The following is a 24,534-nucleotide window of genomic DNA, read 5'->3' as shown; positions in this document are numbered from 1 at the left end:
GAAGTCCCCCAGGCCCCACCGCCGACAGGGAGCGCAGCGGACGTGCTTGACCGCTACCAGTTGCTCCAGTCCCTGCGCGCCACGCGCATCTCGCGCATGCCGGTGAGCCCGGTGCTGCAGGAAGTGGCCTCGCCCACCGGGCAATTGCTGTTCTTCCTCCTGCTCGGCGGTGGCCTGGTCTACACCTTCGGCAACCTGGCCCTGGACATCCTCGCCCAGGGCGGCCAGTTGCGCCTGAACGGCACCCTGCTGGTGCTGGCCCTGGCGCTGCTGATCGCCCTGGGCTTCGAATTCATCAACGGCTTCCACGACACCGCCAACGCGGTGGCCACGGTGATCTACACCAACGCCCTGCCGCCGCAGGTGGCCGTGGGCTGGTCGGGGCTGTGGAACCTGCTCGGCGTGCTCTTCTCCAGCGGTGCGGTGGCCTTCGGCATCGTCACCCTGCTGCCGCTGGACCTGCTGTTGCGGGTGGACAGCGATGCCGGCCTGGCGATGATCTTCGCCCTGCTCGGCGCCTCCATCCTGTGGAACCTCGGCACCTGGTGGCTGGGCCTGCCGGTGTCGTCGTCGCACACCCTGATCGGTTCCATCGTCGGCGTGAGCCTGGCCCACGGCGCGCTGAACGGCGAGCTGGGCATCGACGGCAGCGCCTGGGAGCAGTTGCAGAAGGTCGGCTACACCCTGCTGCTGTCGCCGCTGCTGGGCTTTATCGGCGCCGGCCTGCTGCTCCTGGGCATGCGCGCGGTGGCACGGAGCAAGGTGTTGTTCAGCGCCCCGCAGGGCCGCCGGCCGCCGCCGCTGGGTATCCGCGCGCTGCTGGTGCTGACCTGCACCGGGGTGTCCTTCGCCCATGGTTCCAACGACGGGCAGAAGGGCATCGGCCTGATCATGCTGATCCTGGCCGCGCTGATGCCGCTGAGTTTCGCCGTCGACCGCAGCCAGGCGCCGACCCAGGTGCAGCAGCTGCGCGAGCTGGCGCACCGGGCCGAGCTGCAGCTGCGCCGGCTGGCCCCGCAGGACATCCCCATGGCGCCGCGCCAGGTGCTGCTGGACTACCAGAACGAGCAGCACCTGACCCCCGAGGTACTGCCGGCGCTGGCCGCGCAGCTGCACAACATAGGCGCCCGCCTGCGCGGCCACGACGACCTGACCGGGCTGCCCGACGACGAGGTGCTGGCGCTGCACAACGAGCTGTACCTGAGCGTGGAGACCATCCGCCAGCTCGACCGCACCGAGCAGCTCTTCGACGTGGACACCTGGAGCACCCTGCAGGCCCTGCGCGACCGCAGCCTGGACACCGTCCAGTTCATCCCGCCGTGGGTCAAGGTGGCGGTGGCCCTGGCCCTCGGCCTGGGCACCCTGGTGGGCTGGCGGCGCATCGTCACCACCGTCGGCGAGGGCATCGGCAAGCAGCCGCTGACCTACGCCCAGGGCGCCAGCGCGCAGCTCACCGCGATGCTCACCATCGGCGCGGCGGATATCTACGGCCTGCCGGTATCCACCACCCAGGTGCTCTCCTCCGGCGTCGCCGGGACCATGACCGCCAACGGCAGCGGCCTGCAATGGCAGACCATCCGCAACATGGCGCTGGCCTGGGTACTGACGCTGCCGGCGGCGATCTGCCTGGCGGCGTTGCTGTACTGGTCGTTGCGGGTGCTGCTCTGAACGGGCGCTGCCGGGGCTACGAACGGCCATTCGCCCCAACGTAGGGCGCATAACGCCTACGGCGTTATCCGCCGCTTGACCTTGGTGCCATGCGCGCTTCGGGTTCGGCCTCGGAGCACCTGTTTCCGGGCGCTCCGGACTCGGCCGAGACGCCGGACATGAGGCCGGTGTAGCGGCGGATAACCGCGAACGGTTATTCGCCCTACGTCGAGGGAGGACTGAACGTAGGGCGGATAACGCCTACGGCGTTATCCGCCGTTTGACCTTGGTGCCATGCGCGCCTCGGGCTTGGCCTCGGAGCACCTGTTTCCGGGCGCTCCGGACTCGGCCGGGACGCCGGACATGAGGTCGGTGCAGCGGCGGATAACCGCGAACGGTTATTCGCCCTACGTCGAGGGAGGGCTGAACGTAGGGCGCATAACGCCTACGGCGTTATCCGCCGCTTGACCTTGGCGCCAGGCGCGCCTCGGGCTCGGCCTCGGAGCACCTGCTTCCGGGCGCTTCGGGCTCGGCCGAGACGCCGGACATGAGGTCGGTGCAGCGGCGGATAACCGCGAACGGTTATTCGCCCTACGCCCAGCCCGCCATCCATCGGTGGGGGCTGTCATTCGAAAAATAATACTGTATTTATATACAGTACTTTTCCGGAGCCAGCTCATGTCCAGCATCCTGCCACCGCGTGGTCGCGGCACCGCCAGCAATCCGCACAACCGCTTCGCCCCGACCCGCAGCGAGGCCGAGGACGATGGCTGGTACCAGGACGAGGCGCCGCCCTGCCGCGCCACCGAGGTGCGCAGTGAACAGGCGAAGACGGTGATCAGCCGCAACCAGTCGCCGGACGTCGGCTTCGACCGCTCGGTCAACCCCTACCGCGGTTGCGAGCATGGCTGCATCTACTGCTTCGCGCGGCCCAGCCATGCCTACTGGGACCTGTCGCCGGGCATCGACTTCGAGACGCGGCTGATCGCCAAGACCAACCTCGCCGAGCGCCTGGAGGCCGAGCTGAGCAAGCCCGGCTACGTGCCGCGGCCCATCGCCCTGGGCATCAATACCGACGCCTACCAGCCGCTGGAGCGCGAGCAGCGCCTGACGCGCCAGGCGCTGGAGATACTGCTGCGCTTCCGCCACCCGCTGCACATCATCACCAAGGGCTCGCTGATCCTGCGCGACCTCGACCTGCTGGGCGAGCTGGCCAGCCTCAACCTGGTCAGCGTGGCCTTCAGCCTCACCACCCTGGACAACGAGCTCAAACGCATCATGGAACCGCGCACCGCCAGCCCTGGCGCGCGCCTGCGCGCCATGCGCACCCTGCACGAGCACGGCGTGCCGGTCAGCGCGGTGCTGGCGCCGATGATCCCGATGGTCAACGACATGGAGCTGGAGCGCCTGCTGGAAGCCGCCTGCGACAACGGCGCGCGTTCGGCCGGCTACATCCTGCTGCGCCTGCCGCTGGAGATTGCCGAGCTGTTCCAGCAATGGCTGCAGGCGCATTTCCCCGACCGGGCCGAGCACGTGATGAGCCTGATCCGCCAGAGCCGCGGCGGCAAGGACTACGACAGCCGCTTCGGCACGCGCATGCGCGGCGAGGGCGTGTTCGCCGACCTGCTGGCCAAGCGCTTCCAGGTGGCCGCGCGGCGCCTGGGGCTGGACCGCCGCGACTATGCCGGGCTGGACTGCTCGCTGTTCCAGGTGCCGCGGGCGCAGATGAGCCTGTTCTGAGGAAAATTCGCAACATGCCCCTGCCATGATGGCTCGTCGACATCAGCCACGATCATGCTGGCAAAATCCAGCCAAAATCCGATATAGGGCGGCTGTTGAATTTTCGATTAAGCTGGCCGGACCAGGCTCGTGCAACCGGTGACTGGATAGTCACGAAAGACTTTTCCGATGGCTTGTGCCTTTTCCCCCAGGGCGGAACGTCGGCAAGCATGGGAAAATTCATCGTCACTCTTCGAGGCTCATACATGAACGACAAAACGCACGGTGAGGAGCACATCACGGAGAACGCCGACGAGGCCCTGCGGCACATCGTCGAAGGTTTCCGCCAGTTCCGCGAGGAAGTCTTCCCGCAGCAGGAAGCGCTGTTCAAGAAACTCGCCCATGCACAGAACCCGCGCGCCATGTTCATCACCTGCGCGGACTCGCGCATCGTCCCCGAGCTGATCACCCAGAGCTCGCCGGGCGACCTCTTCGTCACCCGCAACGTCGGCAACGTGGTACCGCCCTACGGGCAGATGAACGGCGGCGTGTCCACCGCCATCGAGTTCGCCGTGATGGCCCTGGGCGTGCACCACATCATCGTCTGCGGCCACTCCGACTGCGGCGCCATGAAGGCCGTGCTCGACCCGCAGACGCTGGAGCGCATGCCCACGGTCAAGGCCTGGCTGCGCCACGCCGAGGTGGCCAAGACGGTGGTCGAGCAGAACTGCGGCTGCGCCAGCCACGAGACCCTGGGCATCCTCACCGAGGAAAACGTGGTGGCCCAGCTCGACCACCTGAAGACCCACCCCTCGGTGGCCGCGCGCCTGGCCAGCGGCCAGCTGTTCATCCACGGCTGGGTCTATGACATCGAGACCAGCCAGATCAAGGCCTACGACGCCGAGGCCGGCCGCTTCCGCCCGCTGGACGGCGAAGGCCCGATCCCCATGGCGACGCCGCGCCCGCGTTATAGGCAATAAGGGCGGCGGCAAGCTGCAAGCTGCAAGCTGCAAGCTGCAAGCTGCAAGCTGCAAGCTAGGAGCTTAGTCCCCCTGCTCCCTGGGCCTATGCGTTTCGTAGGAGCGAGCCTGCTCGCGAATGGGCCCTGCTGCGGAGTGTGTTCGCGAGCAAGCTCGCTCCTACGAAGAGCATCCCGGCACGGCCTGCAAGACAGTTGCTCCTACCAGGCTCTTCGCTCTTGCCTGCAGCTTGCAGCCTGCCGCCTGCAGCCGCTCCTGATCAATTCAAATGCAATTCGACGCCGAAGCGCCGCGACAGGCACGGCCACTGCTTCCAGGCGGTGACCGTCTGCGGGTCGCTCAGGCGGGCGCGGTAGGCCTGCGCCGCGGGGCTGGAGAAGACACTGTCGTCGAGCATGGATTCCACCGCGTGGTGCACGGCCTCGTCCAGTTGGTTGGCGAAGGGCTCGCCGATCAGCTGGTGCGCCACCAGGTTGGCCACGGTGGTGTCCAGCGGGATCAACGGCTGGCCGAAATGGGCGATGTAGCGGTCGTTCACTTCCTCCACCAGGCGGTGTGCCAGGTAGGCCTCGTCGAGCAGCGCGTCCAGGCCGTCGTGGCCGGCCAGCAGGTCCGGCGGGGTCAGGAAGAAGTGCTCGGCGACCTTCAGTACCGGCTTGATCCTTTCCTCTATGCCGGCATTGCGCGCCACGCTGGTGGCGGCTTCGAGGAACTCGGGGACCTGCTCGATATAGGCATGGACGAAGCGGGTGAGCACCTGGGCGGCGTCGTCGCCGCTGAGGTTGATGCTCGGGTGCAGGCTTGCCATCTGGCTGTGGATGAGCCGCGCCAGGTGCCCGTTGCGCGCCTCGAGCTGGTGGGCCTGCTGAATCAGTTCGCGCAGTGCTGCGATATTCATGACAACTCCAAGACAACTCGATTTGGAAAGTGAAGAAAGACCTTAGCCGGGCGGGGCCGCCAGCTAAGACGCGATCGTCATAATCACGCAACCTTTATGAGGTTCGGGCATATCAAGCCGCCACCATGGTAGCGCAAAGCCGCAGGTGGCGTGGCTTTGAGAGCACCTTTCGCAATTGCGGAGGAGTTTTTTGCGCTGCGTTGTTATGTCGCAACCCCTGGCTATACTCCGACTCGACACACCTGAACCTGATGAACCCGGCCTGCCTTGCACGTGCCGAGGCTCGGCGGTCAAAGTTTGCTGTCTTGGCGGTCGCTCCCTTGGCCGCTGGCATTTGCCGGCGGGATAAGAACAACGATAAGGGGAACCCGAATGCTGCGACATCCGCGTACCTGGATGGGCTTGCTGTCGCTCCTCGTGTTCGCTCCGGCGCACGCCGCCTGGACGGTGAACATGACCCCGGGGGCGACCGAGGTCAGTCGTAACGTGTTCGACCTGCACATGACCATTTTCTGGATCTGTGTGGTCATCGGCATCATCGTCTTCGGCGCCATGTTCTGGTCGATGATCGTCCACCGCCGCTCCACCGGCCAGCAGCCGGCGCATTTCCACGAGAGTACCGCAGTGGAGATCCTCTGGACCGTGGTGCCGTTCCTGATTCTGGTGGTGATGGCCATCCCCGCCACCCGCACCCTGATCCACATGTACGACACCACCGAGCCGGAGCTGGACGTGCAGATCACCGGCTACCAGTGGAAGTGGCAGTACAAGTACCTGGGCCAGGACGTGGAGTTCTTCAGCAACCTGGCCACCAGCCAGGAGCAGATCCACAACAGGGACCCCAAGGACGACCACTACCTGCTGGAAGTGGACAACCCGCTGGTGCTGCCGGCCGGGGTCAAGGTGCGCTTCCTGGTGACCTCCAGCGACGTCATCCACTCCTGGTGGGTGCCGGCCTTCGCGGTCAAGCGCGACGCCATCCCCGGCTTCGTCAACGAGGCCTGGACCAAGGTCGACGAGCCCGGCGTCTACCGCGGCCAGTGCGCCGAGCTGTGCGGCAAGGACCACGGCTTCATGCCCATCGTGGTCGACGTGAAGGCCAAGCCGGACTTCGACAAGTGGCTGGCCGAACGCAAGGAAGAGGCCGCCAAGCTCAAGGAGCTGACCAGCAAGGAGTGGACCAAGGAAGAACTCGTCACCCGCGGCGACAAGGTCTACCACACCATCTGCGCCGCCTGTCACCAGCCCGAAGGCCAGGGCATGCCGCCGATGTTCCCGGCGCTCAAGGGCTCGAAGATCGTCACCGGGCCCAAGGAACACCACCTGGAGACCGTGTTCAACGGCGTCCCGGGCACGGCCATGGCGGCCTTCGGCAAGCAGCTCTCGGAAGTGGACATCGCCGCGGTGATCACCTTCGAGCGCAACGCCTGGGGCAACAACGACGGCGACATGGTCACACCGCAAGAAGTAGTGGCCTACAAGCAGAAGCAAAAATAACGAGGAGCCTGCGATGAGCGCTGTGATCGACCATCCCGAGCATTCGCACGCCGGCGAGCACCACCACGGCCCGGCCAAGGGCCTGATGCGCTGGGTCCTGACCACCAACCACAAGGACATCGGCACCCTGTACCTGTGGTTCAGCTTCTGCGCCTTCCTCCTCGGCGGCTCCTTCGCCATGGTGATCCGCGCCGAGCTGTTCCAGCCGGGGCTGCAGATCGTCGAGCCGGCCTTCTTCAACCAGATGACCACCATGCACGGCCTGGTGATGGTGTTCGGCGCGGTGATGCCGGCCTTCGTCGGCCTGGCCAACTGGATGGTGCCGCTGATGATAGGCGCGCCGGACATGGCCCTGCCGCGCATGAACAACTTCAGCTTCTGGCTGCTGCCGGCGGCCTTCGGCCTGCTGGTGAGCACCCTGTTCATGCCCGGCGGCGGCCCCAACTTCGGCTGGACCTTCTACGCCCCGCTGTCCACCACCTTCGCCCCGCACAGCGTGACCTTCTTCATCTTCGCCCTGCACATGATGGGGATGAGCTCGATCATGGGCGCGATCAACGTGATCGCCACCATCCTCAACCTGCGCGCCCCGGGCATGACGCTGATGAAGATGCCGCTGTTCGTCTGGACCTGGCTGATCACCGCCTTCCTGCTGATCGCGGTGATGCCGGTGCTGGCCGGCTGCGTGACCATGATGCTGATGGACATCCACTTCGGCACCAGCTTCTTCAGCGCGGCCGGCGGCGGCGACCCGGTGCTGTTCCAGCACGTGTTCTGGTTCTTCGGCCACCCCGAGGTGTACATCATGATCCTGCCGGCGTTCGGCGCGGTCAGCGCGATCATCCCGGCGTTCAGCCGCAAGCCGCTGTTCGGCTACACCTCGATGGTCTACGCCACCGCCTCGATCGCCTTCCTGTCGTTCATCGTCTGGGCGCACCACATGTTCGTGGTCGGCATCCCGCTGGTGGGCGAGCTGTTCTTCATGTACGCCACCATGCTGATCGCCGTGCCCACCGGGGTGAAGGTGTTCAACTGGGCCTCGACCATGTGGCAGGGCTCGCTGACCTTCGAGGCGCCCATGCTGTTCGCCGTGGCCTTCGTCATCCTCTTCACCATCGGCGGCTTCTCCGGGCTGATGCTGGCCATCGCCCCGGCGGACTTCCAGTACCAGGACACCTACTTCGTGGTGGCGCACTTCCACTACGTGCTGGTGCCCGGGGCGATCTTCGGCATCTTCGCCTCGGTGTACTACTGGATACCCAAGTGGACCGGGCACATGTACGACGAGACCCTGGCCAAGCTGCACTTCTGGCTCTCCTTCATCGGCATGAACATGGCCTTCTTCCCCATGCACTTCCTGGGGCTGGCCGGCATGCCGCGGCGGATTCCGGACTACAACCTGCAGTTCGCCAACTTCAACATGGTCTCGTCCATCGGCGCCTTCCTGTTCGGCACCACCCAGCTGCTGTTCCTGTTCATCGTCATCAAGACCATCCGCGGCGGCAAGCCGGCCCCGGCCAAGCCCTGGGACGGCGCCGAAGGCCTGGAGTGGACGGTGCCTTCGCCGGCGCCCTACCACACTTTCAGCACCCCGCCGGAAGTGAAATGAACCGCCCTTCGTAGGAGCGAGCCTGCTCGCGAACCCGGCCCCGCTGCGGAGCTGTTCGCGAGCAAGCTCGCTCCTACAGGAGACCCGACATGAGCGACGGCAACATCGAGACGCGCAAGCTGGTCATCCGCCTGCTGGTGGTGGTGGTGGCCATGTTCGCCTTCGGCTTCGCCCTGGTGCCGATCTACAACGTCATGTGCAAGGCCCTGGGCATCAACGGCAAGACTTCCGGCAGCGCCTACCAGGGCGGCCTCCAGCAGGTGGACGTGGCGCGCCAGGTGAAGGTGGACTTCGTCGCCAACAACAACATCGACATGGTCTGGGAATTCCGCCCCGAGAGCGAAATGATCGTGGTGCACCCCGGGGCGGTGAACCAGATGCTGTTCGTCGCGCAGAACCCCACCAACAAGCCGATGACCGCCCAGGCCATCCCCAGCATCGCGCCCTCCACGGCCGCGCGCTACTTCCACAAGACCGAGTGCTTCTGCTTCACCCAGCAGGTCCTGCAGCCCGGCGAGCGCATCGAGATGCCGGTGCGCTTCATCGTCGACCGCGACCTGCCGGCGGACGTCCACCGCATCACCCTCGCCTACACGCTGTTCGACATCACCGCACGCAAGCCACCGGTGGCCAGCAACGACCGCTGACCGGCCCAGGAGAACAAGAATGGCAACCCACGATCCGTACTATGTCCCCGCGCAGAGCAAATGGCCGATCATCGCCACCATCGGCCTGCTCACCACGCTGTTCGGCGTCGGCACCTGGATGAACGACTACAGCGCCGGCAAGGAGGCCTCCCACGGGCCCTGGATACTCTTCGCCGGCGGGCTGATCGTCGCCTACATGCTGTTCGGCTGGTTCGGCAACGTCATCAAGGAAAGCCGCTCCGGCCTCTACAGCCCGCAGATGGACCGCTCGTTCCGCTGGGGCATGAGCTGGTTCATCTTCTCCGAGGTGATGTTCTTCGCCGCCTTCTTCGGCGCGCTCTTCTACATCCGCCACTTCGCCGGGCCCTGGCTGGGCGGCGAGGGCCACAAGGGCATCGCCCACATGCTCTGGCCGGAGTTCCAGTACACCTGGCCGCTGCTGAGCAACCCGGACAACAAGCTGTTCCCGCCGCCGAAGGAAGTCATCGAGCCGTGGAAGCTGCCGCTGATCAACACCATCCTGCTGGTCACCTCCAGCTTCACCGTGACCTTCGCCCACCACGCGCTGAAGAAGAACCACCGCGGCCCGCTGAAACTGTGGCTGGCGATCACCGTGGCCCTGGGCGTGGCCTTCCTGTTCCTGCAGGCCCACGAATACCACGAGGCCTACAGCGAGCTGGGCCTGACCCTCGGCTCGGGCATCTACGGCACCACCTTCTTCATGCTCACCGGCTTCCACGGCGCCCACGTGACCATAGGCGCGCTGATGCTGAGCATCATGCTGGTCCGCATCCTGCGCGGGCACTTCGACGCCGAGCACCACTTCGGCTTCGAGGCGGCCAGTTGGTACTGGCACTTCGTGGATGTGGTCTGGATCGGGCTGTTCATCTTCGTGTACGTGCTTTGAGGCGGCACGGCCTGTAGGAGCGAGCTTGCTCGCGAACCAGCTCCGCTGCGGAGTCGTTCGCGAGCAAGCTCGCTCCTACGAAAAGCTCAGAAGGTAGCGGTAGTGACCAGTTGTCCGGAGTAGAAGCCCCAGGCGACCAGGGCCAGGGTGAGCGCGGCGAGGATGACGCGCACGGTGAGGGCGTTGACCACGCGGGAACCGTGGCCCTCGTCCTTGACCAGGAAGAACAGTCCGCTGAACAGGCTGGCCACGGTGGCCAGCAGCAGAACGACGATCGCGGCCTTGAGCATGACGTGGCTCCGATTGCTGAGGGGGTAACTTGCAGTATAGCCAGCACGCCATCGACTCCCGCCCGCGCCATGGCGTGGCGGCGGTCTTCCGGCCGGGCCTGGCGCCGACCCTGGTGGTCCTGGCGCTGCTCCCGCTGCTGGTGGCCCTCGGCTGCTGGCAGCTTTCCCGCGCCGCCGAGAAGCGCGTGCTGCTGGCCGCCGCCGAAGCGCGCCGCGAGGCCGCGCCGATTCCCCTCACGCAGCTCGAAGCCCTGGCCGAGCCGGCCTACGTGCGGGTGCGCCTGCAAGGCCGCCTGGACGCCGAGCACACCCTGCTGCTGGACAACCGCACCCGCGACGGCGCCGCCGGCGTCGAGGTGCTGCAGCCCTTCCACGACAAGGCCAGCGGCCTGTGGGTGCTGGTCAACCGCGGCTGGCTGCCCTGGCCCAACCGCCGCATGGCGCCGGCCGTCGATACGCCCGGCGGCGAGCTGCTGCTCGATGCCTGGGCCTACGTCCCGCCACCCGGCGGCCTGCAGCTGGCCGATGCCCGGCAGCAGGCCTGGCCGCAGCTGGTCACCCGCGTCGACCCGGACGCCACCTGGCAGGCCCTGGACCGCAACGGCCTGCCCCTGGAGCTGCGCCTGGAACCGGGCGACGCCGCCTTCGAGACCAACTGGCCGGTGGTCGCCATGGCCCCCGAACGCCACACCGGCTACGCCGTGCAGTGGTTCGCCATGGCCACCGCCCTGTCCGCCCTCTACCTCTACCTCGGCATCCGCCGCGCACGGGAGAAGCCCGCCCATGACCAGCCTGACCCTCGATGAAACCCAGCTGCGCCGCCGCAACCGCGGGCGCATGCAGTTGCTGCTGATCCTCGCCGTGGTATTCGGCCCCATGCTGCTGGCCACCGGCATGTACAAGTTCCGCTTCTGGGTGCCGGAAAGCCGCAGCTACCACGGCGAGCTGATCGCCAACGGCAGCACGCCCGCCGACCTGGGCGTGCAGGCCGACGCCGCCAGCGACCGCTGGCAACTGCTGGTCACCGCCCCCGCCGCCTGCGCCGCCGACTGCCAGCAGCTGGTGTACCTGGCGCGGCAGATCAACATCGGCCTGAACCGCGACGCCAACCGCGCCGAGCACGCCCTGGCCGCCGCCCAGGCGCTGCCGGCGGAGTTCCAGGCGCAGCTGGACAAGGACTACCCGCGCCTGAAGCGCTACGCCATGCAGCCCGCCGCCGGCGAGCAGGCGCCGCAGCTGTGGATAGTCGACCCCCACGGCAACCTGGTGCTGCGCTACGCCGCCGGCGCCAACGGCAAGCAGATCCTCGGCGACCTGCAACTGCTGCTGAAGCTCTCCCACATCGGCTGAGCGCAGGCCACGACAACGACAAGAACGGGGGCTGTGCATGACGAACACACCGCGTAAACCCGGCTTCCACGTCGCCGCCTTCGCCACCGCCCTGGCGCTGGTGGTGGTGCTGCTCGGCGCCTACACCCGGCTCACCCACGCGGGCCTGGGCTGCCCGGACTGGCCCGGCTGCTACGGCTTCATCCACGTGCCCAGCAGCGAGGCGCAGCTGGCCCATGCCGAGCAGCACTTCCCCGAGGCCCCGGTGGAGGCGCAGAAGGGCTGGAACGAGATGATCCACCGCTACTTCGCCGGCACCCTCGGCCTGCTCATCGCCGGCCTGGCGGTGCACGCCCTGCTGCGCCGCGGCCGCGACGGCCAGCCGCTGCGCCTGCCGTTGCTGCTGCTGGGCGTGGTGATCGCCCAGGCCGCCTTCGGCATGTGGACGGTGACCCTCAAGCTGTGGCCGCAGGTGGTCACCGCGCACTTGCTCGGCGGCTTCACCACCCTGTCGCTGCTGTTCCTCCTCGCCCTGCGCCTGTCCGGCGCGGTGCAACCGCTACAGCGCGCCGGCGCGCCGCGCCGCCTGGCGGCCTTCGCCCTGGCCCTGGTGGCGCTGCAGATCGCCCTGGGCGGCTGGGTGAGCAGCAACTACGCGGCGGTGGCCTGCATCGACCTGCCCATGTGCCACGGCCAGTGGTGGCCGCAGATGGATTTCGCCAACGGCTTCCACCTGACCCAGCACATCGGCCCCAACTACCTCGGCGGGCAGCTCGACAGCGACGCCCGCACGGCCATCCACATGACCCACCGCATGGGCGCCTTCTGCGTGGTGGCGGTGCTGCTGGTGCTGGCCTGGCGCATGCAGCGCGTCGGCCTGATCTACCCCACCGCGCTGATGCTGCTGGCGCTGTCGCTGCAGGTCGGCCTGGGCATCAGCAACGTGCTGCTGCACCTGCCGCTGCCGGTGGCAGTGGCGCACAACGGCGGCGGCGCCTGCCTGCTGCTGAGCCTGGTGCTGGTCAACTACCGGCTGCGCTCGCCGGTCACCGCGGCCAGCGTCGCCAAAGCCGGCCGGGCCCGCGCCCTGCCGGCGCTGGAACGGCCGGTGGCCTATCCCTCGCAGGGCTGAACCCACTTCGACCAACGGAGAACCGAACATGGCCAGCGTACTGAGCGGCACCCGCAGCCAACCCGGCTGGCGCGATTACCTGGAGCTGACCAAACCCAAGGTGGTCCTGCTGATGCTGATCACCTCGCTGATCGGCATGCTGCTCGCCACCCGCAGCGGCGTGCCCTGGACAGTGCTGCTGTTCGGCAACCTGGGCATCGGCCTGTGCGCCGGCGCGGCGGCGGCGGTGAACCACGTGGTGGACCGGCGCATCGACTCGATCATGGCCCGCACCCACCGCCGCCCGCTGGTGGAGGGACGCCTCTCGCCCAGCGTGGCCCTGGGCTTCGCCCTGCTCCTGGCGCTGGCCGGGATGAGCCTGCTGCTGACCTTCACCAACGCCCTCACCGCCTGGCTGACCCTCGCCTCGCTGCTGGGCTACGCGGCGCTGTACACCGGCTTCCTCAAGCGCGCCACGCCACAAAACATCGTGATCGGCGGCCTGGCCGGCGCCGCCCCGCCGATGCTCGGCTGGGTGGCGGTGACCGGGCACCTGTCGGCCGAGCCGCTGCTGCTGGTGCTGATCATCTTCGCCTGGACGCCGCCGCACTTCTGGGCCCTGTGCCTGCACCGCAAGGACGAGTACGCCAAGGCCGAGATCCCCATGCTGCCGGTGACCCACGGCGAGCGCTACACCAAGCTGCACATCCTGCTCTACAGCCTGGTGCTGTTCGCCGTCAGCCTGATGCCCTTCGCCATCCACATGAGCGGGCTGGTCTACCTGCTGGCCGCGCTGGCCCTGGGCGCGCGCTTCCTCGACTGGGCCTGGGCGCTGTACAGCGACAGCAGGCCCCATGCGGCCATCGGCACCTTCAAGTACTCTATCGCCTACCTGTTCCTGCTGTTCATCGCCCTGCTGGTGGACCATTACCTGCCCATCCACATCGCGCTGTAACAGGAGTCGTAGGGCGAATAACGCTCCGCGTTATCCGCCGTTTGGCCTTGGCCCCAGACGGCTCCGAGGTTGACCTGGGAGTTGGCTGCAGGCTTGGGTGTAGCGGCGTATAACCGCGAACGGTTATACGCCCTACGTCCATGAACGCCCCTCGACCGCTCCCGACCACGAGAACCCCATGTCCCGAGTCAACAAGACCGTCCTCATCCTGGTAGCCATAGTCGCCGTCATCCTCGGCCTCACCGTGCAGAAGGTGCTCACCGAGAAACACCGCCTCGACCCCGCCGCCCTGCTCGACGCCGGCATCGTGCTGCTGCCGCAGAGCCGCGAGGTGCCGGCCCTGACCTTCCAGGACCAGGACGGCAAGCCGTTCGACACCGCCAGCCTCAAGGGCCGCTGGAGCCTGCTGTTCTTCGGCTACACCTTCTGCCCGGACGTCTGCCCCACCACCCTGGCGCAACTGCGCGAGCTGCAGGGCAAGCTGGCCCCCGAGGTGCGCGAGAAGCTGCAGGTGGTGTTCGTCAGCGTCGACCCGCACCGCGACACCCCGGCGCGCCTGAAGGAATACCTGGGCTTCTTCAACGCCGGCTTCCAGGGCCTGGTGGGCAGCGACGAGGCCATCCAGAAGCTGGCCAACGCCATGAGCATCCCCTACATCCCGGCCGACACCAGCAAGCCCAACTACACCGTCGACCACAGCGGCAACCTGGTGGTCATCGGCCCGGACGGCACCCAGCACGGCTTCATCCGCGCCCCGCTGAACAACGCCAAGCTCGCCGAACAGCTGCCCAAGGTGCTCGCCGACCAGGGCTGAGCCATTCGCCGGCACGCAGCCGGCCCATTCACCGCGCTGCTTTGTCGCAGCCAGGCAACGGCCACCCTCGGGTGGCCGTTCTTTTTTTTCATCACCCGCCTGCACAGCCTTGGACCAGGCCGTTTTTCCAGGCCTGCCCCGTCGCCTGCCCGAAAGCCAGGAAACATGCGACGTGAGGCGCTTGCTGAGGACTTCCTGACTCTGTAGTCAATGTAAAAAATCTGCTACGGAATTCCAGGCATCAGGGATCACTCATATTTCAGATTAAAAACATTAATTAACACCTATAGATGCGCCTGAGGCAGGATTGACGGGCCTCTCACCGGGTTGCCGGGGGTTCTGATGAGCGGACATTCACGCCAGGGATAGCATTCTCCCCCGGTCACAATAGGCAATTAGGCTAAAAGCCAGGGCGGTAGCGCCCCTTGCCGGAACGGGGGAACTGCGGGTCCGAACGTGACTTGTAGTTCTTTTTTAGTACTACTTCAGAACTTCTTGCCGACCCAGTGGCTCGATTGCACAATGCCGCCGCCCAGCGGGTTCTGGACCCGCCCTTATCGCGGCATGCGTTGCCAGTTCGACAACCCGGCCGCCTTCCGGCGCCGGACTACTCAAGGATCACGCAGGAGATTTGTGAGTGCAGATCGGTGTCCCTCTCGAGACCCATGCCGGTGAAACACGGGTCGCCGCCACCGCTGAAACCGTCAAGAAACTGGTTGGCCAAGGCCACCAGGTGATCGTTCAGAGTGGCGCCGGCGTCAACGCCAGCCAGCCGGACAGCGCCTACGAGGCCGCCGGGGCGAAGATCGGCTCCGCCGCCGAAGCCCTGGGCGCCGAGCTGGTGCTCAAGGTGGTCGCGCCCAGCGCCGAGGAACTGGCGCAGATGAAGCCGGGCGCCGTGCTGATCGGCATGCTCAACCCCTTCGACAACGACAACATCGCGCGCATGGCCGAACGCGGCATCACCGCCTTCGCCCTGGAAGCGGCGCCGCGCACCTCGCGGGCGCAGAGCCTCGACGTGCTGTCGTCCCAGGCCAACATCGCCGGCTACAAGGCGGTGATGCTGGCGGCCAACCACTACCCGCGCTTCATGCCCATGCTGATGACCGCCGCCGGCACCGTGAAGGCCGCCCGCGTGCTGATCCTCGGCGCCGGCGTCGCCGGCCTGCAGGCCATCGCCACGGCCAAGCGCCTGGGCGCGGTGATCGAGGCCTCGGACGTGCGCCCGGCGGTGAAGGAGCAGATCGAGTCGCTCGGCGCCAAGTTCGTCGACGTGCCCTACGAGACCGACGAGGAGCGCGAGTGCGCCGAAGGCGTCGGCGGCTACGCCCGCCCCATGCCGGCCTCGTGGATGGAGCGCCAGGCCAAGGCGGTGCACGAGCGCGCCAAGCAGGCCGACATCGTCATCACCACCGCGCTGATCCCCGGCCGCAAGGCGCCGACACTGCTGCACGAAGCCACAGTGCAAGAAATGAAGCCGGGCTCGGTGGTCATCGACCTGGCCGCGGCCCAGGGCGGCAACTGCCCGCTGACCGAAGCCGGGCAGGTGGTGGTCAAGCACGGCGTGACCCTGGTCGGCCACACCAACCTGGCCGCCATGGTCCCGGCGGACGCCTCGGCCCTGTACGCGCGCAACCTGCTCGACTTCCTCAAGCTGACCCTCTCCGCCGAAGGCTTCAAGGTCAACCTGGAAGACGACATCGTCGCCGCCTGCCTGATGTGCCGCGACGGCCAGGCCGTGCGCAAGAACGGCTGAGCCCTCCTTAATAAAGAAGAACCCGCCGGGCTTCTGCCCGGCCTAGAGACCGGTGAAAGACGATGGAAGAAATGCTGATCTCCCACGGGATCTACAACCTGATCATCTTCGTGCTGGCCGTGTACGTCGGCTACCACGTGGTATGGAACGTCACCCCCGCCCTGCACACCCCGCTGATGGCGGTGACCAACGCCATCTCGGCGATCGTCATCGTCGGCGCCATGCTGGCCGCCGCCCTGACCGTCACCCCGCTGGGCAAGATCATGGGCACCCTGGCCGTGGCCCTGGCCGCGGTGAACGTTTTCGGTGGCTTCCTGGTCACCCGCCGCATGCTGGAAATGTTCAAGAAGAAAGCGCCGAAAGCGCCGGCGGAGAAGCACTGACCATGAGCATGAACCTCGTCACTCTCCTTTACCTGATCGCCTCGGTCTGCTTCATCCAGGCCCTGAAGGGCCTGTCGCACCCGACCAGCTCGCGGCGCGGCAACCTGTTCGGCATGATCGGCATGGCCATCGCCGTGCTCACCACCGTGGGCCTGGTGTTCAAGCTCGGCGCGCAACTGGCCGAGGGCGACAACGCCGCCGCCGGCATCGGCTACATCCTGGTCGGCCTGCTGATCGGCGGCAGCGCCGGTTCGATCATGGCCAAGCGCGTCGAGATGACCAAGATGCCCGAACTGGTCGCCTTCATGCACAGCATGATCGGCCTGGCCGCGGTCTTCATCGCCATCGCCGCCGTAGTCGAGCCGCAGTCGCTGGGCATCGTCCAGCACCTGGGCGACACCATCCCCACCGGCAACCGCCTGGAGCTGTTCCTCGGCGCGGCCATCGGCGCCATCACCTTCTCCGGCTCGGTGATCGCCTTCGGCAAGCTGTCCGGCAAGTACAAGTTCCGCCTGTTCCAGGGCGCGCCGGTACAGTTCGCCGGCCAGCACCTGCTGAACCTGGTGCTGGGCCTGGCCACCCTCGGCCTGGGCCTGGTGTTCATGTTCACCGGCAACCTCGCCGCCTTCGCCCTGATGCTGGCCCTGGCCTTCATCCTCGGCGTGCTGATCATCATCCCCATCGGCGGCGCCGACATGCCGGTGGTGGTGTCGATGCTCAACTCCTACTCCGGCTGGGCCGCGGCGGGCATCGGCTTCTCGCTGAACAACTCGATGCTGATCATCGCCGGCTCCCTGGTGGGCTCCTCGGGCGCCATCCTCTCGTACATCATGTGCAAGGCGATGAACCGCTCGTTCTTCAACGTCATCCTCGGCGGCTTCGGCGCCAGCACCGACGACGCCGGCCCTGCCGGCGCGAAGGAAGCCCGCCCGGTGAAATCCGGCTCGGCCGACGACGCCTCCTTCCTGCTGACCAACGCCGACAGCGTGATCATCGTCCCCGGCTACGGCCTGGCGGTGGCCCGCGCCCAGCACGCGCTGATGGAACTGGCGGAGAAGCTGACCCACCGCGGCGTCACCGTGAAGTTCGCCATCCACCCGGTCGCCGGGCGTATGCCGGGCCACATGAACGTGCTGCTGGCCGAGGCCGAAGTGCCCTACGAGCAGGTGTTCGAGATGGAGGACATCAACTCCGAGTTCGGCCAGACCGACGTGGTGCTGGTGCTGGGCGCCAACGACGTGGTCAACCCGGCGGCGAAGAACGATCCGAAGTCGCCGATCGCCGGCATGCCGATCCTCGAGGCCTACAAGGCCAAGACCGTGATCGTCAACAAGCGCTCGATGGCCAGCGGCTACGCCGGCCTGGACAACGAACTGTTCTACCTGGACAAGACCATGATGGTCTTCGGCGACGCCAAGAAGGTCATCGAGGACATGGTCAAGGCCGTCGAATAACGACAGCCGTCGATCCACGAGACACCGGCCGCGCGCCGGTGTCTTGCTTTGCCGCAAAGGAAAACCCTCTGGACTTTGGTAGTAAGGAAGGCAGTGGCGGGGCGATTTTTCGACCTTGGTATAAGGGCGAAAAATCGCCGAATCCCTAGACTGGCCGCCTTGCACTCCCCATAAAGCCTGAGGTTTTTCCATGTACCGTGATCGCGTGCGCCTGCCTTCCCTGCTCGAGAAGGTGATGACTGCTGACCAGGCCGCAGCCCTGATCCAGGACGGCATGACCGTCGGCATGAGCGGCTTCACCCGCGCCGGCGAAGCCAAGGCCGTGCCGGAAGCCCTGGCGCAGCGCGCCAAGCAGCAGCCGCTGAAGATCAGCCTGATGACCGGCGCGAGCCTGGGCAACGACCTCGACAAGCACCTGACCGAGGCCGGCGTGCTGGCCCGGCGCATGCCCTTCCAGGTCGACAGCACCCTGCGCAAGGCGATCAACGACGGCTCGGTGATGTTCATCGACCAGCACCTGTCGGAAACCGTCGAGCAACTGCGCAACCACCAGCTCAAGCTGCCGGACATCGCGGTCATCGAAGCCGTGGCCATCACCGAGCAAGGCCACATCGTACCGACCACCTCCGTGGGCAACTCGGCCAGCTTCGCGATCTTCGCCAAGCAGGTGATAGTCGAGATCAACCTGGCGCACAACACCAACCTGGAAGGCCTGCACGACATCTACATCCCGACCTACCGGCCGACCCGCACGCCGATCCCGCTGACCCGCGTCGACGATCGCATCGGCAGCACCGCCATCCCGATCCCGCCGGAAAAGATCGTCGCCATCGTCATCAACAACCAGCCGGACTCGCCCTCCACCGTGCTGCCGCCGGACAGCGAGACCCAGGCCATCGCCAACCACCTGATCGACTTCTTCAAGCGCGAAGTGGACGCCGGCCGCCTGGCGAAGAACCTCGCGCCGCTGCAGGCGGGCATCGGCAGCATCGCCAACGCGGTGATGTGCGGCCTGATGGAATCGCCCTTCGAAGACCTGACCATGTACTCCGAAGTGCTGCAGGACTCCACCTTCGACCTGATGGACTCGGGCAAGCTGCGCTTCGCCTCGGGCAGCTCCATCACCCTGTCGAGCCGCCGCAACGCCGACGTCTTCGGCAACCTGGAGCGCTACAAGGACAAGCTGGTGCTGCGCCCGCAGGAAATCTCCAACCACCCCGAGGTGGTGCGGCGCCTGGGGATCATCGGCATCAACACCGCGCTGGAGTTCGACATCTACGGCAACGTCAACTCCACCCACGTCGGCGGCACCAGGATGATGAACGGCATCGGCGGCTCGGGCGACTTCGCCCGCAACGCCCACCTGGCGATCTTCGTCACCAAGTCCATCGCCAAGGGCGGCAACATCTCCAGCGTGGTGCCCATGGTCAGCCACGTCGACCATACCGAGCACGACGTCGACATCCTGGTCACCGAGCAGGGCCTGGCCGACTTGCGCGGCCTGGCGCCGCGCGAGCGCGCCCGGGTGGTCATCGAGAACTGCGTGCACCCCTCCTACCGCGACGCCCTGGCCGCCTACTTCGAGGCCGCCTGCCAGCGCGGCGGGCACACCCCGCACATCCTGCGCGAAGCCATGAACTGGCACATCAACCTGGAAGAACGCGGCCACATGCTCGCCGCCAGCTGATCCGGCACGCCGGCGGGCCATTCCACAAAGAATGGCCCGCCAGGCTGGACAGTCGGAAAAAAACCACGTAAAAACACTCTCGAACAGTTTTTTATCCCACAGCGACTGTTCCACTTTTCCTACTGCCAACCCCGGCAGACCCTCTGAAAACCCCGCATTCCCCACCACCTGTGCACCATAACGGAGCACGGCGGTACAGTTCGCACCAAAAACGCCATTACAGTTCGCTGAAACAATTCGCTGACGCTATTTAATTCAAGGCAACTGTACCTATCGCGGCTGACCAAAAAGTCAGAAGATACTCCTCAACAACTTCCGCAACCCCACTACCCGCCAAAAGCGGGAAGGACGAAAATCATGGAACGTACCCTCGGTTCCGCCAACGTCAGCAGCATCCGTTCTTCCTCCACCGCCCACCGCAGCCTGGTCGGCACCGTCCGCCTGTGGCAGCGCCGCATCGAGAGCCGCCGCCAACTGGCCCGCCTCGACTCGCGCCTGCTGGCCGACGCCGGCATCAGCGAAGCCCAGCGCTACGCCGAGCTGAACAAGCCGTTCTGGAAGTAAGCGATACAGCTTCAAACTGTTACGGTCCGCAATAGCTTTCACGGACTGTATCGGTCATACCGTAACGGGCCGCTCCCCTCCAGGAAGCGGCCCGTACTGTTTTCGGCCTCCACGAAAGGCGCCCCGACAGGGTGCGGCCAAGCCGTACAGCCAGGCCCGACCACAGCCGTACAGTTGCCTCCTGCCGCAGCACTGTTCTCCCGGAATTTCCCCTGCCTGCCTCTGCCTCCCCCCGGGCGCCCGGTGCGAAGCTGAATCGCCCAGCACAACCGCGGAGGCCGCCAGCATGGAACGGGTTCTCGAAGGCAACAGCACGGACAGCAGTACAGTTCAAAACATCAGGGCAATGGTTCCACGCCTGTTCGCCCTCTACCACCAGTGGCGCCGCAACGCCCACACCCGCCAGCAACTGGCCCTGCTCGGCGAACGCGAGCTGGCCGACGCCGGCATCGACCGCTGCCAGCGCGAGCGGGAACTTTCGAAACCTTTCTGGCGCTGACCGGCTGGTCGCCGCGGGCTGGCTCCGCTAGTCTGCATCGGTAACGCGCGGCAGCGTTGGCCGCGCGGTTTCATCTCGACTGGGAGTGTCCATCCATGAATCGTCTGCGCCTGCTCACCGCCGCCGCCCTGCTTACCTGCGCCAGCGGCGCCTTCGCCTCCAGCTTCATCGTCACCACCGATGCGCTGGTCGGCGCCACCAAGGCCACCTCCGACGGTACCACCGACATCACCAACTCCTTCCGCGACGACAAGATCGTCCTGGACGCCCGCGACGACGCCGCCACCTTCGTCGCCACCCAGGGGCAGGTGCGGGGCGCGCACCTGGAAGCGGCGCTGCGGCACATCCGCGGCAAGCTGCCGAGCCTGGCCGCCAACGACCTGCAACTGGCCCAGGCGATCCTGGTCATCTGATTCCCCGCCCCACCTGGCCCGGAGGCGCCTTTTCAGAGGGCCCGCCGGGCCTGCGAGGCTGGCTCTTGCCGGCGCATTCCGTTAGCCTTGTCGGCTGTGCTTTTCCGATCGCCTCAGCCCATGCGCAGCCTGCCATTCCTGCTCACCGGCCTCTGCCTGGCCACCCCCGTGCTGGCCTTCGAACAGACCACCATGTTCGTCGCCGGCAGCAGCTACGTGACCAGCAAAGTCACCAGTACGCCTTTCGAGAACAAACTGCTCGGTGCCGCCCGCGATGATGCCGCCAGCTACATCGCCACCGACGGCCAGGTGCGCGGAGCGCGCCTGGAACAGGCGTTGCGCTGGCTGCGCAAACAGCATCCGGAGCTCGCGGCGAACGATCGGGAACTGGCCGAAGCCATTCTTGCCCAATAAACCGTGAGCAGCCCTCGCTGCCGTTTCGGAGACACCCATGCGCCTCAGCTCGATCCCCAAGAGCCCCCTGATCCTCGGCCTGCTGCTGGCCGCCTGCGCCTCCAGCGTCCAGGCCCACTCGGTCGTCCGCCTGTTCAACATCAGCACCAACGCCACCGGCCGCAGCCTGGACTTCACCTCCGACACCACCACCTCGATCCGCGACATGAAGATCGTCCGCGAAGCCCGTGACGACGCCGCCAGCTTCGTCGCAAGCCAGGGCGCCATCCGCGGTGCGCAGCTGGAAGCGGCGCTGAAGGTGGTGCGCGAGCAGCTCCCGGAAGCGCGCGATGCCTCCGACCAGCAGCTGGCCGAAGCCATTCTCGCTCTGTGATCCCCCGCGGCCGCCGCTGGCTGGCGGCACTGAGCCTGCTCGCCGCCGCCAGCGCCCAGGCCGACCTGCGCCTGGCGCTGCAGCCCGACGGCCTCGCCCCGGCACAGCGCCAGGCCAGCCAGCAGCTGCTGGATGACGTCCGCCAGGCGCTGCCGCCGGCTTTCGTCCAGGCCCTGGACCGCCGCGTCGAAGTGGAGTGGCGCGACGACCTGCCGGGCAACGGCATGGGCCAGGCCCTGCGCCCCGGCGCCATCGCGCTGAACCGCAAGTACCTCGCCGCCCTCGCCGACGGCAGCGCCGCCACCCTCAGGACCGGCCGCAGCCATGGCACCCTGCGCCGCGAGCTGCAGGCCACGGTGGTCCACGAGCTGACCCACCTGTACGACCGCGGGCGCCTCTGGCTGCCCGCCGAGGCCCGGCTGATCCAGCGTTGCACGCGCCAGCAGGACAGCATCGGGCGCATCGGCGAGGGCGCCGAGTGCCGCGGCCAGGCCAACCGCCGCTTCACCCTCTCCGACGACCCGCGCCTGCTCGACCTCGCCGGCTGGCCGCAGCTGGCCGGCAAGCGCGGCCAGCGCGAGCACGACAACCGCTTCGTCCTGCGCAGCCCGGACCGCTACGAGCTGAGCAACCCGCGCGAGTTCGTCGCGGTGAACATGGAATACTTCGTCCTCGACCCCAGCTACGCCTGCCGCCGCCCGGCACTGTACCGCTACTACGCCGAGCGCTTCGGCGAGCGCCCGCAACGCCAGGCCTGCGAGCCATCCTTCGCCTACCTCAACGCCGGCCGCGACTTCGGCCGCCAGCCGCTGGGCAGGCTGGACCCGGAGCGGGTCTACGAGGTCGACTACCTGCTGGCCGAGGCCAACGACCAGTGGGTCAGCCGCTGGGGCCACGCCATGCTGCGCCTGGTGGTCTGCGCCCCGGGCCGGCCGCGCGGCCCGGACTGCCGGCTGGACCTGGACCAGCACCTGGTGCTGTCCTACCGCGCCTTCGTCGGCGACCTGCAGCTGTCCAGCTGGGACGGCCTGACCGGCTCCTACCCGTCGCGGCTGTTCGTGCTGCCGCTGTCCCAGGTGATCGAGGAATACACCAAGATCGAGCTGCGCAGCCTGGCCTCGATCCCGCTCAGGCTCAGCCGCCAGCAGATCGACGAGCTGGTGGAGCGCGCCATGCAGGTGCACTGGGGCTACGACGGCAACTACTACTTCATCTCCAACAACTGCGCGGTGGAGACCCTCAAGCTGCTGCGCAGCGGCATCCCCGACGTGCGCCTGCAGGACCTCGACAGCATCACCCCCTATGGCGTGGTGGAGATCATGGAGAACCGCGGCCTGGCCGACGCCAGCGTGCTCGACGAGCCCAAGCGCGCGCTGCGCCTGGGCTACCGCTTCGACTCCTTCCGCGACCGCTACCAGGCGATGTTCGAGGTGCTGCGCCAGCGCCTGGACATCCCCCAGGCCAAGGTCGAGGACTGGCTGGCCCTGCCCGCCAGCGAACGCCGCGCCTGGTTCGACAAGGCCGACCTGCGCGCCAGCGCCGCCATGCTGCTGCTGGAACAGGCCTCGCTGCGGCGCCAGCTGCAGCTGGCCCAGGACGAGCTGAAGCGCCTGTACCTGGGGCACCTCAACGATGCCCGCGCCGACCCCAAGCTGGTGGCGGCGGGCAAGACGCTGCAGCAGATCCTCGACGACAGCGGCTTCCTCAGCCAGCCGGCGGAGCTGCTGGACAGCGGCTACGGCCTGCCGCAGCCGGGCGAGTCGACGCGCCTGGAGCAGCAGACCCAGGCCCGCCAGGCGCGCCTGCGCCAGCTCAGCGACAACCTCGACCAGGAGGTCCGCGCGCTGCTGGAGCCGGAGCGCCGCGAGGAACTGCAGGCCCTGGAGGCCAACCTCAAGCAGCTCGGCGCGCACCTGCGGGCGCTGCACAAGGCGGCGGGCGGGTTCGAGTTGCCCTGAGGTCCCGTGCTGGCGAATGGTGCTCACCTGCAGCTTCGGTGCGTTGGTTTGACTTCGGCCCCTCTCCCTAACCCTCTCCCTGAAGGGAGAGGGGACCGTTCGGTGTGCCTGGATGCTCTGGAGTCAGCCGGCAACACCGAAGGCATTCATTTGAAACCTTGCCTTATCTCGGCACGGACAAGCCCCCTCTCCCTTCAGGGCGGGGCGCGCAGCCGAGGGTTGGGGAGAGGGAAAGAAGCCGGACCGATACACCGAAGCTGCAGGTGAGCACCATTCGCCAGCAAGCCCGCTCCCACAACAGCCACCCCAAACGAAAAACGCGCCTTCAAGCGCGTTTTTCATCGACCGGGAAGCGCCTCAGCGGCGCCCCTCCAGCTTGAAGTAGAAGACCTTGGTCGCCTGCCGCGCGACGATGCGGCCGCCGCTGACGCGGGGCTCGAAGCGCCAGGTGTCCATGGCCTGGCGCACGGCGCTGTCGAACATCCGCGGCGGCGAGGAATCCAGCACCTGGATGTCGTCGATGCGGCCGTCGGCGGTGATGGTGAACAGCACCTTCACGTGGCCTTCGATACCGCGGCGCTGGGCCATCAGCGGGTACTTCGGCGAGTCCATGCGCAGCGGCTTGATGTC

General features: G+C 66.9%; 25 protein-coding genes. 22 read left to right on the top strand and 3 right to left on the bottom strand.

The window, feature by feature from the left end:
- Positions 1 to 96 precede the first annotated feature (96 nt).
- The 3 genes from DK254_RS15375 (at position 97) to DK254_RS15365 (ending at position 4,346) form a co-directional block, all read left to right on the top strand.
- A complete protein-coding gene (locus DK254_RS15375) occupies positions 97 to 1,668 on the top strand; it encodes an inorganic phosphate transporter (protein ID WP_256595889.1) in 1,572 nt (523 codons plus the stop codon).
- Positions 1,669 to 2,325: 657 nt separating this feature from the next.
- The gene (locus DK254_RS15370) at positions 2,326 to 3,387 is read left to right on the top strand and encodes a PA0069 family radical SAM protein (RefSeq protein ID WP_109934444.1); all 1,062 of its coding nucleotides are present in this window, start codon (positions 2,326 to 2,328) and stop codon (positions 3,385 to 3,387) included.
- Between the two features lie 245 nt (positions 3,388 to 3,632).
- The gene (locus DK254_RS15365; protein WP_089392851.1) at positions 3,633 to 4,346 is read left to right on the top strand and encodes a carbonic anhydrase; all 714 of its coding nucleotides are present in this window, start codon (positions 3,633 to 3,635) and stop codon (positions 4,344 to 4,346) included.
- 259 nt (positions 4,347 to 4,605) lie between these two features.
- Here DK254_RS15365 and DK254_RS15360 read toward each other — a convergent pair whose 3' ends face one another.
- Entirely contained in the window at positions 4,606 to 5,244 is a 639-nt protein-coding gene (locus DK254_RS15360; protein ID WP_109934443.1) for a hypothetical protein, read from the bottom strand.
- A gap of 372 nt (positions 5,245 to 5,616) precedes the next feature.
- Between DK254_RS15360 and coxB the strand changes: the two genes are divergently transcribed.
- The 4 genes from coxB to DK254_RS15335 all read left to right on the top strand — a co-directional run bounded on the left by coxB (position 5,617) and on the right by DK254_RS15335 (position 9,904).
- A complete protein-coding gene (gene coxB, locus DK254_RS15350; RefSeq protein ID WP_109934442.1) occupies positions 5,617 to 6,741 on the top strand; it encodes a cytochrome c oxidase subunit II in 1,125 nt (374 codons plus the stop codon).
- Between the two features lie 13 nt (positions 6,742 to 6,754).
- Positions 6,755 to 8,350: a cytochrome c oxidase subunit I gene (gene ctaD, locus DK254_RS15345; protein ID WP_009614691.1), complete on the top strand. Its 1,596-nt coding sequence runs from the start codon at positions 6,755 to 6,757 to the stop codon at positions 8,348 to 8,350.
- A gap of 89 nt (positions 8,351 to 8,439) precedes the next feature.
- Positions 8,440 to 8,997: a cytochrome c oxidase assembly protein gene (locus DK254_RS15340; RefSeq protein ID WP_109934441.1), complete on the top strand. Its 558-nt coding sequence runs from the start codon at positions 8,440 to 8,442 to the stop codon at positions 8,995 to 8,997.
- Between the two features lie 19 nt (positions 8,998 to 9,016).
- Positions 9,017 to 9,904 (top strand): cytochrome c oxidase subunit 3, encoded by an 888-nt coding sequence (locus DK254_RS15335; RefSeq protein ID WP_109934440.1) that lies wholly within the window; start codon positions 9,017 to 9,019, stop codon positions 9,902 to 9,904.
- Between the two features lie 86 nt (positions 9,905 to 9,990).
- On the opposite strand, the gene DK254_RS15330 is transcribed toward DK254_RS15335, so the two are convergent.
- Positions 9,991 to 10,194 (bottom strand): twin transmembrane helix small protein, encoded by a 204-nt coding sequence (locus DK254_RS15330; protein WP_109934439.1) that lies wholly within the window; start codon positions 10,192 to 10,194, stop codon positions 9,991 to 9,993.
- Positions 10,195 to 10,223: 29 nt separating this feature from the next.
- On the opposite strand from DK254_RS15330, the gene DK254_RS15325 reads away from it, so the two are divergent.
- The 15 genes from DK254_RS15325 to DK254_RS15255 all read left to right on the top strand — a co-directional run bounded on the left by DK254_RS15325 (position 10,224) and on the right by DK254_RS15255 (position 23,904).
- Positions 10,224 to 11,000, top strand: coding sequence for an SURF1 family protein (locus DK254_RS15325; protein ID WP_109934438.1), 777 nt, complete (start codon positions 10,224 to 10,226; stop codon positions 10,998 to 11,000).
- Complete coding sequence (locus DK254_RS15320) at positions 10,978 to 11,544, top strand: hypothetical protein (RefSeq protein ID WP_109934437.1); 567 nt, start codon at positions 10,978 to 10,980, stop codon at positions 11,542 to 11,544. Before DK254_RS15325 ends, DK254_RS15320 begins: the two co-directional genes overlap by 23 nt.
- Before the next feature lie 37 nt (positions 11,545 to 11,581).
- Positions 11,582 to 12,655: a heme A synthase gene (locus DK254_RS15315; protein ID WP_109934436.1), complete on the top strand. Its 1,074-nt coding sequence runs from the start codon at positions 11,582 to 11,584 to the stop codon at positions 12,653 to 12,655.
- A 28-nt stretch (positions 12,656 to 12,683) separates the two neighbouring features.
- Positions 12,684 to 13,589, top strand: coding sequence for a heme o synthase (gene cyoE, locus DK254_RS15310; RefSeq protein WP_089392843.1), 906 nt, complete (start codon positions 12,684 to 12,686; stop codon positions 13,587 to 13,589).
- A gap of 178 nt (positions 13,590 to 13,767) precedes the next feature.
- Positions 13,768 to 14,403, top strand: coding sequence for an SCO family protein (locus DK254_RS15305; RefSeq protein ID WP_109934435.1), 636 nt, complete (start codon positions 13,768 to 13,770; stop codon positions 14,401 to 14,403).
- A 637-nt stretch (positions 14,404 to 15,040) separates the two neighbouring features.
- Positions 15,041 to 16,159 carry a Re/Si-specific NAD(P)(+) transhydrogenase subunit alpha gene (locus tag DK254_RS15300; protein WP_089392841.1) on the top strand — a complete coding sequence of 373 codons (1,119 nt, stop codon included), beginning with the start codon at positions 15,041 to 15,043 and terminating at the stop codon, positions 16,157 to 16,159.
- A gap of 62 nt (positions 16,160 to 16,221) precedes the next feature.
- Positions 16,222 to 16,542 (top strand): NAD(P) transhydrogenase subunit alpha, encoded by a 321-nt coding sequence (locus DK254_RS15295; protein WP_009614711.1) that lies wholly within the window; start codon positions 16,222 to 16,224, stop codon positions 16,540 to 16,542.
- A 2-nt stretch (positions 16,543 to 16,544) separates the two neighbouring features.
- Complete coding sequence (locus DK254_RS15290) at positions 16,545 to 17,996, top strand: NAD(P)(+) transhydrogenase (Re/Si-specific) subunit beta (RefSeq protein ID WP_089392840.1); 1,452 nt, start codon at positions 16,545 to 16,547, stop codon at positions 17,994 to 17,996.
- Between the two features lie 190 nt (positions 17,997 to 18,186).
- Positions 18,187 to 19,683, top strand: coding sequence for an acetyl-CoA hydrolase/transferase family protein (locus DK254_RS15285; RefSeq protein ID WP_109934434.1), 1,497 nt, complete (start codon positions 18,187 to 18,189; stop codon positions 19,681 to 19,683).
- Positions 19,684 to 20,040: 357 nt separating this feature from the next.
- Positions 20,041 to 20,247, top strand: a complete 207-nt coding sequence (locus DK254_RS15280; RefSeq protein WP_089392838.1) for a DUF1127 domain-containing protein — start codon at positions 20,041 to 20,043, stop codon at positions 20,245 to 20,247.
- A gap of 346 nt (positions 20,248 to 20,593) precedes the next feature.
- On the top strand, positions 20,594 to 20,746 hold the full coding sequence (locus DK254_RS15275) for a DUF1127 domain-containing protein (RefSeq protein WP_109934433.1): 153 nt from the start codon (positions 20,594 to 20,596) through the stop codon (positions 20,744 to 20,746).
- Between the two features lie 95 nt (positions 20,747 to 20,841).
- Positions 20,842 to 21,159 (top strand): DUF2388 domain-containing protein, encoded by a 318-nt coding sequence (locus DK254_RS15270; protein WP_089392819.1) that lies wholly within the window; start codon positions 20,842 to 20,844, stop codon positions 21,157 to 21,159.
- Between the two features lie 120 nt (positions 21,160 to 21,279).
- Complete coding sequence (locus DK254_RS15265; RefSeq protein WP_109934432.1) at positions 21,280 to 21,573, top strand: DUF2388 domain-containing protein; 294 nt, start codon at positions 21,280 to 21,282, stop codon at positions 21,571 to 21,573.
- 37 nt (positions 21,574 to 21,610) lie between these two features.
- Complete coding sequence (locus tag DK254_RS15260; RefSeq protein ID WP_109934431.1) at positions 21,611 to 21,946, top strand: DUF2388 domain-containing protein; 336 nt, start codon at positions 21,611 to 21,613, stop codon at positions 21,944 to 21,946.
- The gene (locus DK254_RS15255) at positions 21,946 to 23,904 is read left to right on the top strand and encodes a DUF4105 domain-containing protein (protein WP_109934681.1); all 1,959 of its coding nucleotides are present in this window, start codon (positions 21,946 to 21,948) and stop codon (positions 23,902 to 23,904) included. The genes DK254_RS15260 and DK254_RS15255 overlap by 1 nt, the downstream gene beginning before the upstream one ends.
- A 357-nt stretch (positions 23,905 to 24,261) precedes the next feature.
- On the opposite strand, the gene DK254_RS15250 is transcribed toward DK254_RS15255, so the two are convergent.
- A partial coding sequence (locus DK254_RS15250; RefSeq protein WP_146219608.1) for an energy transducer TonB occupies positions 24,262 to 24,534 on the bottom strand: 273 nt, incomplete at its 5' end.

The sequence above is a fragment of the Pseudomonas sp. RW407 genome (assembly GCF_003176655.1).
GTDB classification, from domain to species: Bacteria; Pseudomonadota; Gammaproteobacteria; order Pseudomonadales; family Pseudomonadaceae; genus Pseudomonas; species Pseudomonas delhiensis.
The sequence above is the reverse complement of the archived record's forward strand: the minus strand, read 5'-3'. Positions and strand labels throughout refer to the sequence as shown.

Coding starts and splice junctions, on each gene's coding strand:
- DK254_RS15375 (WP_256595889.1), top strand. CDS start 97: ATGCCGGTGAGCCCGGTGCTGCAGGAAGTGGCCTCGCCCACCGGGCAA.
- DK254_RS15370 (WP_109934444.1), top strand. CDS start 2,326: ATGTCCAGCATCCTGCCACCGCGTGGTCGCGGCACCGCCAGCAATCCG.
- DK254_RS15365 (WP_089392851.1), top strand. CDS start 3,633: ATGAACGACAAAACGCACGGTGAGGAGCACATCACGGAGAACGCCGAC.
- DK254_RS15360 (WP_109934443.1), bottom strand. CDS start 5,244: ATGAATATCGCAGCACTGCGCGAACTGATTCAGCAGGCCCACCAGCTC.
- coxB (WP_109934442.1), top strand. CDS start 5,617: ATGCTGCGACATCCGCGTACCTGGATGGGCTTGCTGTCGCTCCTCGTG.
- ctaD (WP_009614691.1), top strand. CDS start 6,755: ATGAGCGCTGTGATCGACCATCCCGAGCATTCGCACGCCGGCGAGCAC.
- DK254_RS15340 (WP_109934441.1), top strand. CDS start 8,440: ATGAGCGACGGCAACATCGAGACGCGCAAGCTGGTCATCCGCCTGCTG.
- DK254_RS15335 (WP_109934440.1), top strand. CDS start 9,017: ATGGCAACCCACGATCCGTACTATGTCCCCGCGCAGAGCAAATGGCCG.
- DK254_RS15330 (WP_109934439.1), bottom strand. CDS start 10,194: ATGCTCAAGGCCGCGATCGTCGTTCTGCTGCTGGCCACCGTGGCCAGC.
- DK254_RS15320 (WP_109934437.1), top strand. CDS start 10,978: ATGACCAGCCTGACCCTCGATGAAACCCAGCTGCGCCGCCGCAACCGC.
- DK254_RS15315 (WP_109934436.1), top strand. CDS start 11,582: ATGACGAACACACCGCGTAAACCCGGCTTCCACGTCGCCGCCTTCGCC.
- cyoE (WP_089392843.1), top strand. CDS start 12,684: ATGGCCAGCGTACTGAGCGGCACCCGCAGCCAACCCGGCTGGCGCGAT.
- DK254_RS15305 (WP_109934435.1), top strand. CDS start 13,768: ATGTCCCGAGTCAACAAGACCGTCCTCATCCTGGTAGCCATAGTCGCC.
- DK254_RS15295 (WP_009614711.1), top strand. CDS start 16,222: ATGGAAGAAATGCTGATCTCCCACGGGATCTACAACCTGATCATCTTC.
- DK254_RS15290 (WP_089392840.1), top strand. CDS start 16,545: ATGAGCATGAACCTCGTCACTCTCCTTTACCTGATCGCCTCGGTCTGC.
- DK254_RS15285 (WP_109934434.1), top strand. CDS start 18,187: ATGTACCGTGATCGCGTGCGCCTGCCTTCCCTGCTCGAGAAGGTGATG.
- DK254_RS15280 (WP_089392838.1), top strand. CDS start 20,041: ATGGAACGTACCCTCGGTTCCGCCAACGTCAGCAGCATCCGTTCTTCC.
- DK254_RS15275 (WP_109934433.1), top strand. CDS start 20,594: ATGGTTCCACGCCTGTTCGCCCTCTACCACCAGTGGCGCCGCAACGCC.
- DK254_RS15270 (WP_089392819.1), top strand. CDS start 20,842: ATGAATCGTCTGCGCCTGCTCACCGCCGCCGCCCTGCTTACCTGCGCC.
- DK254_RS15265 (WP_109934432.1), top strand. CDS start 21,280: ATGCGCAGCCTGCCATTCCTGCTCACCGGCCTCTGCCTGGCCACCCCC.
- DK254_RS15260 (WP_109934431.1), top strand. CDS start 21,611: ATGCGCCTCAGCTCGATCCCCAAGAGCCCCCTGATCCTCGGCCTGCTG.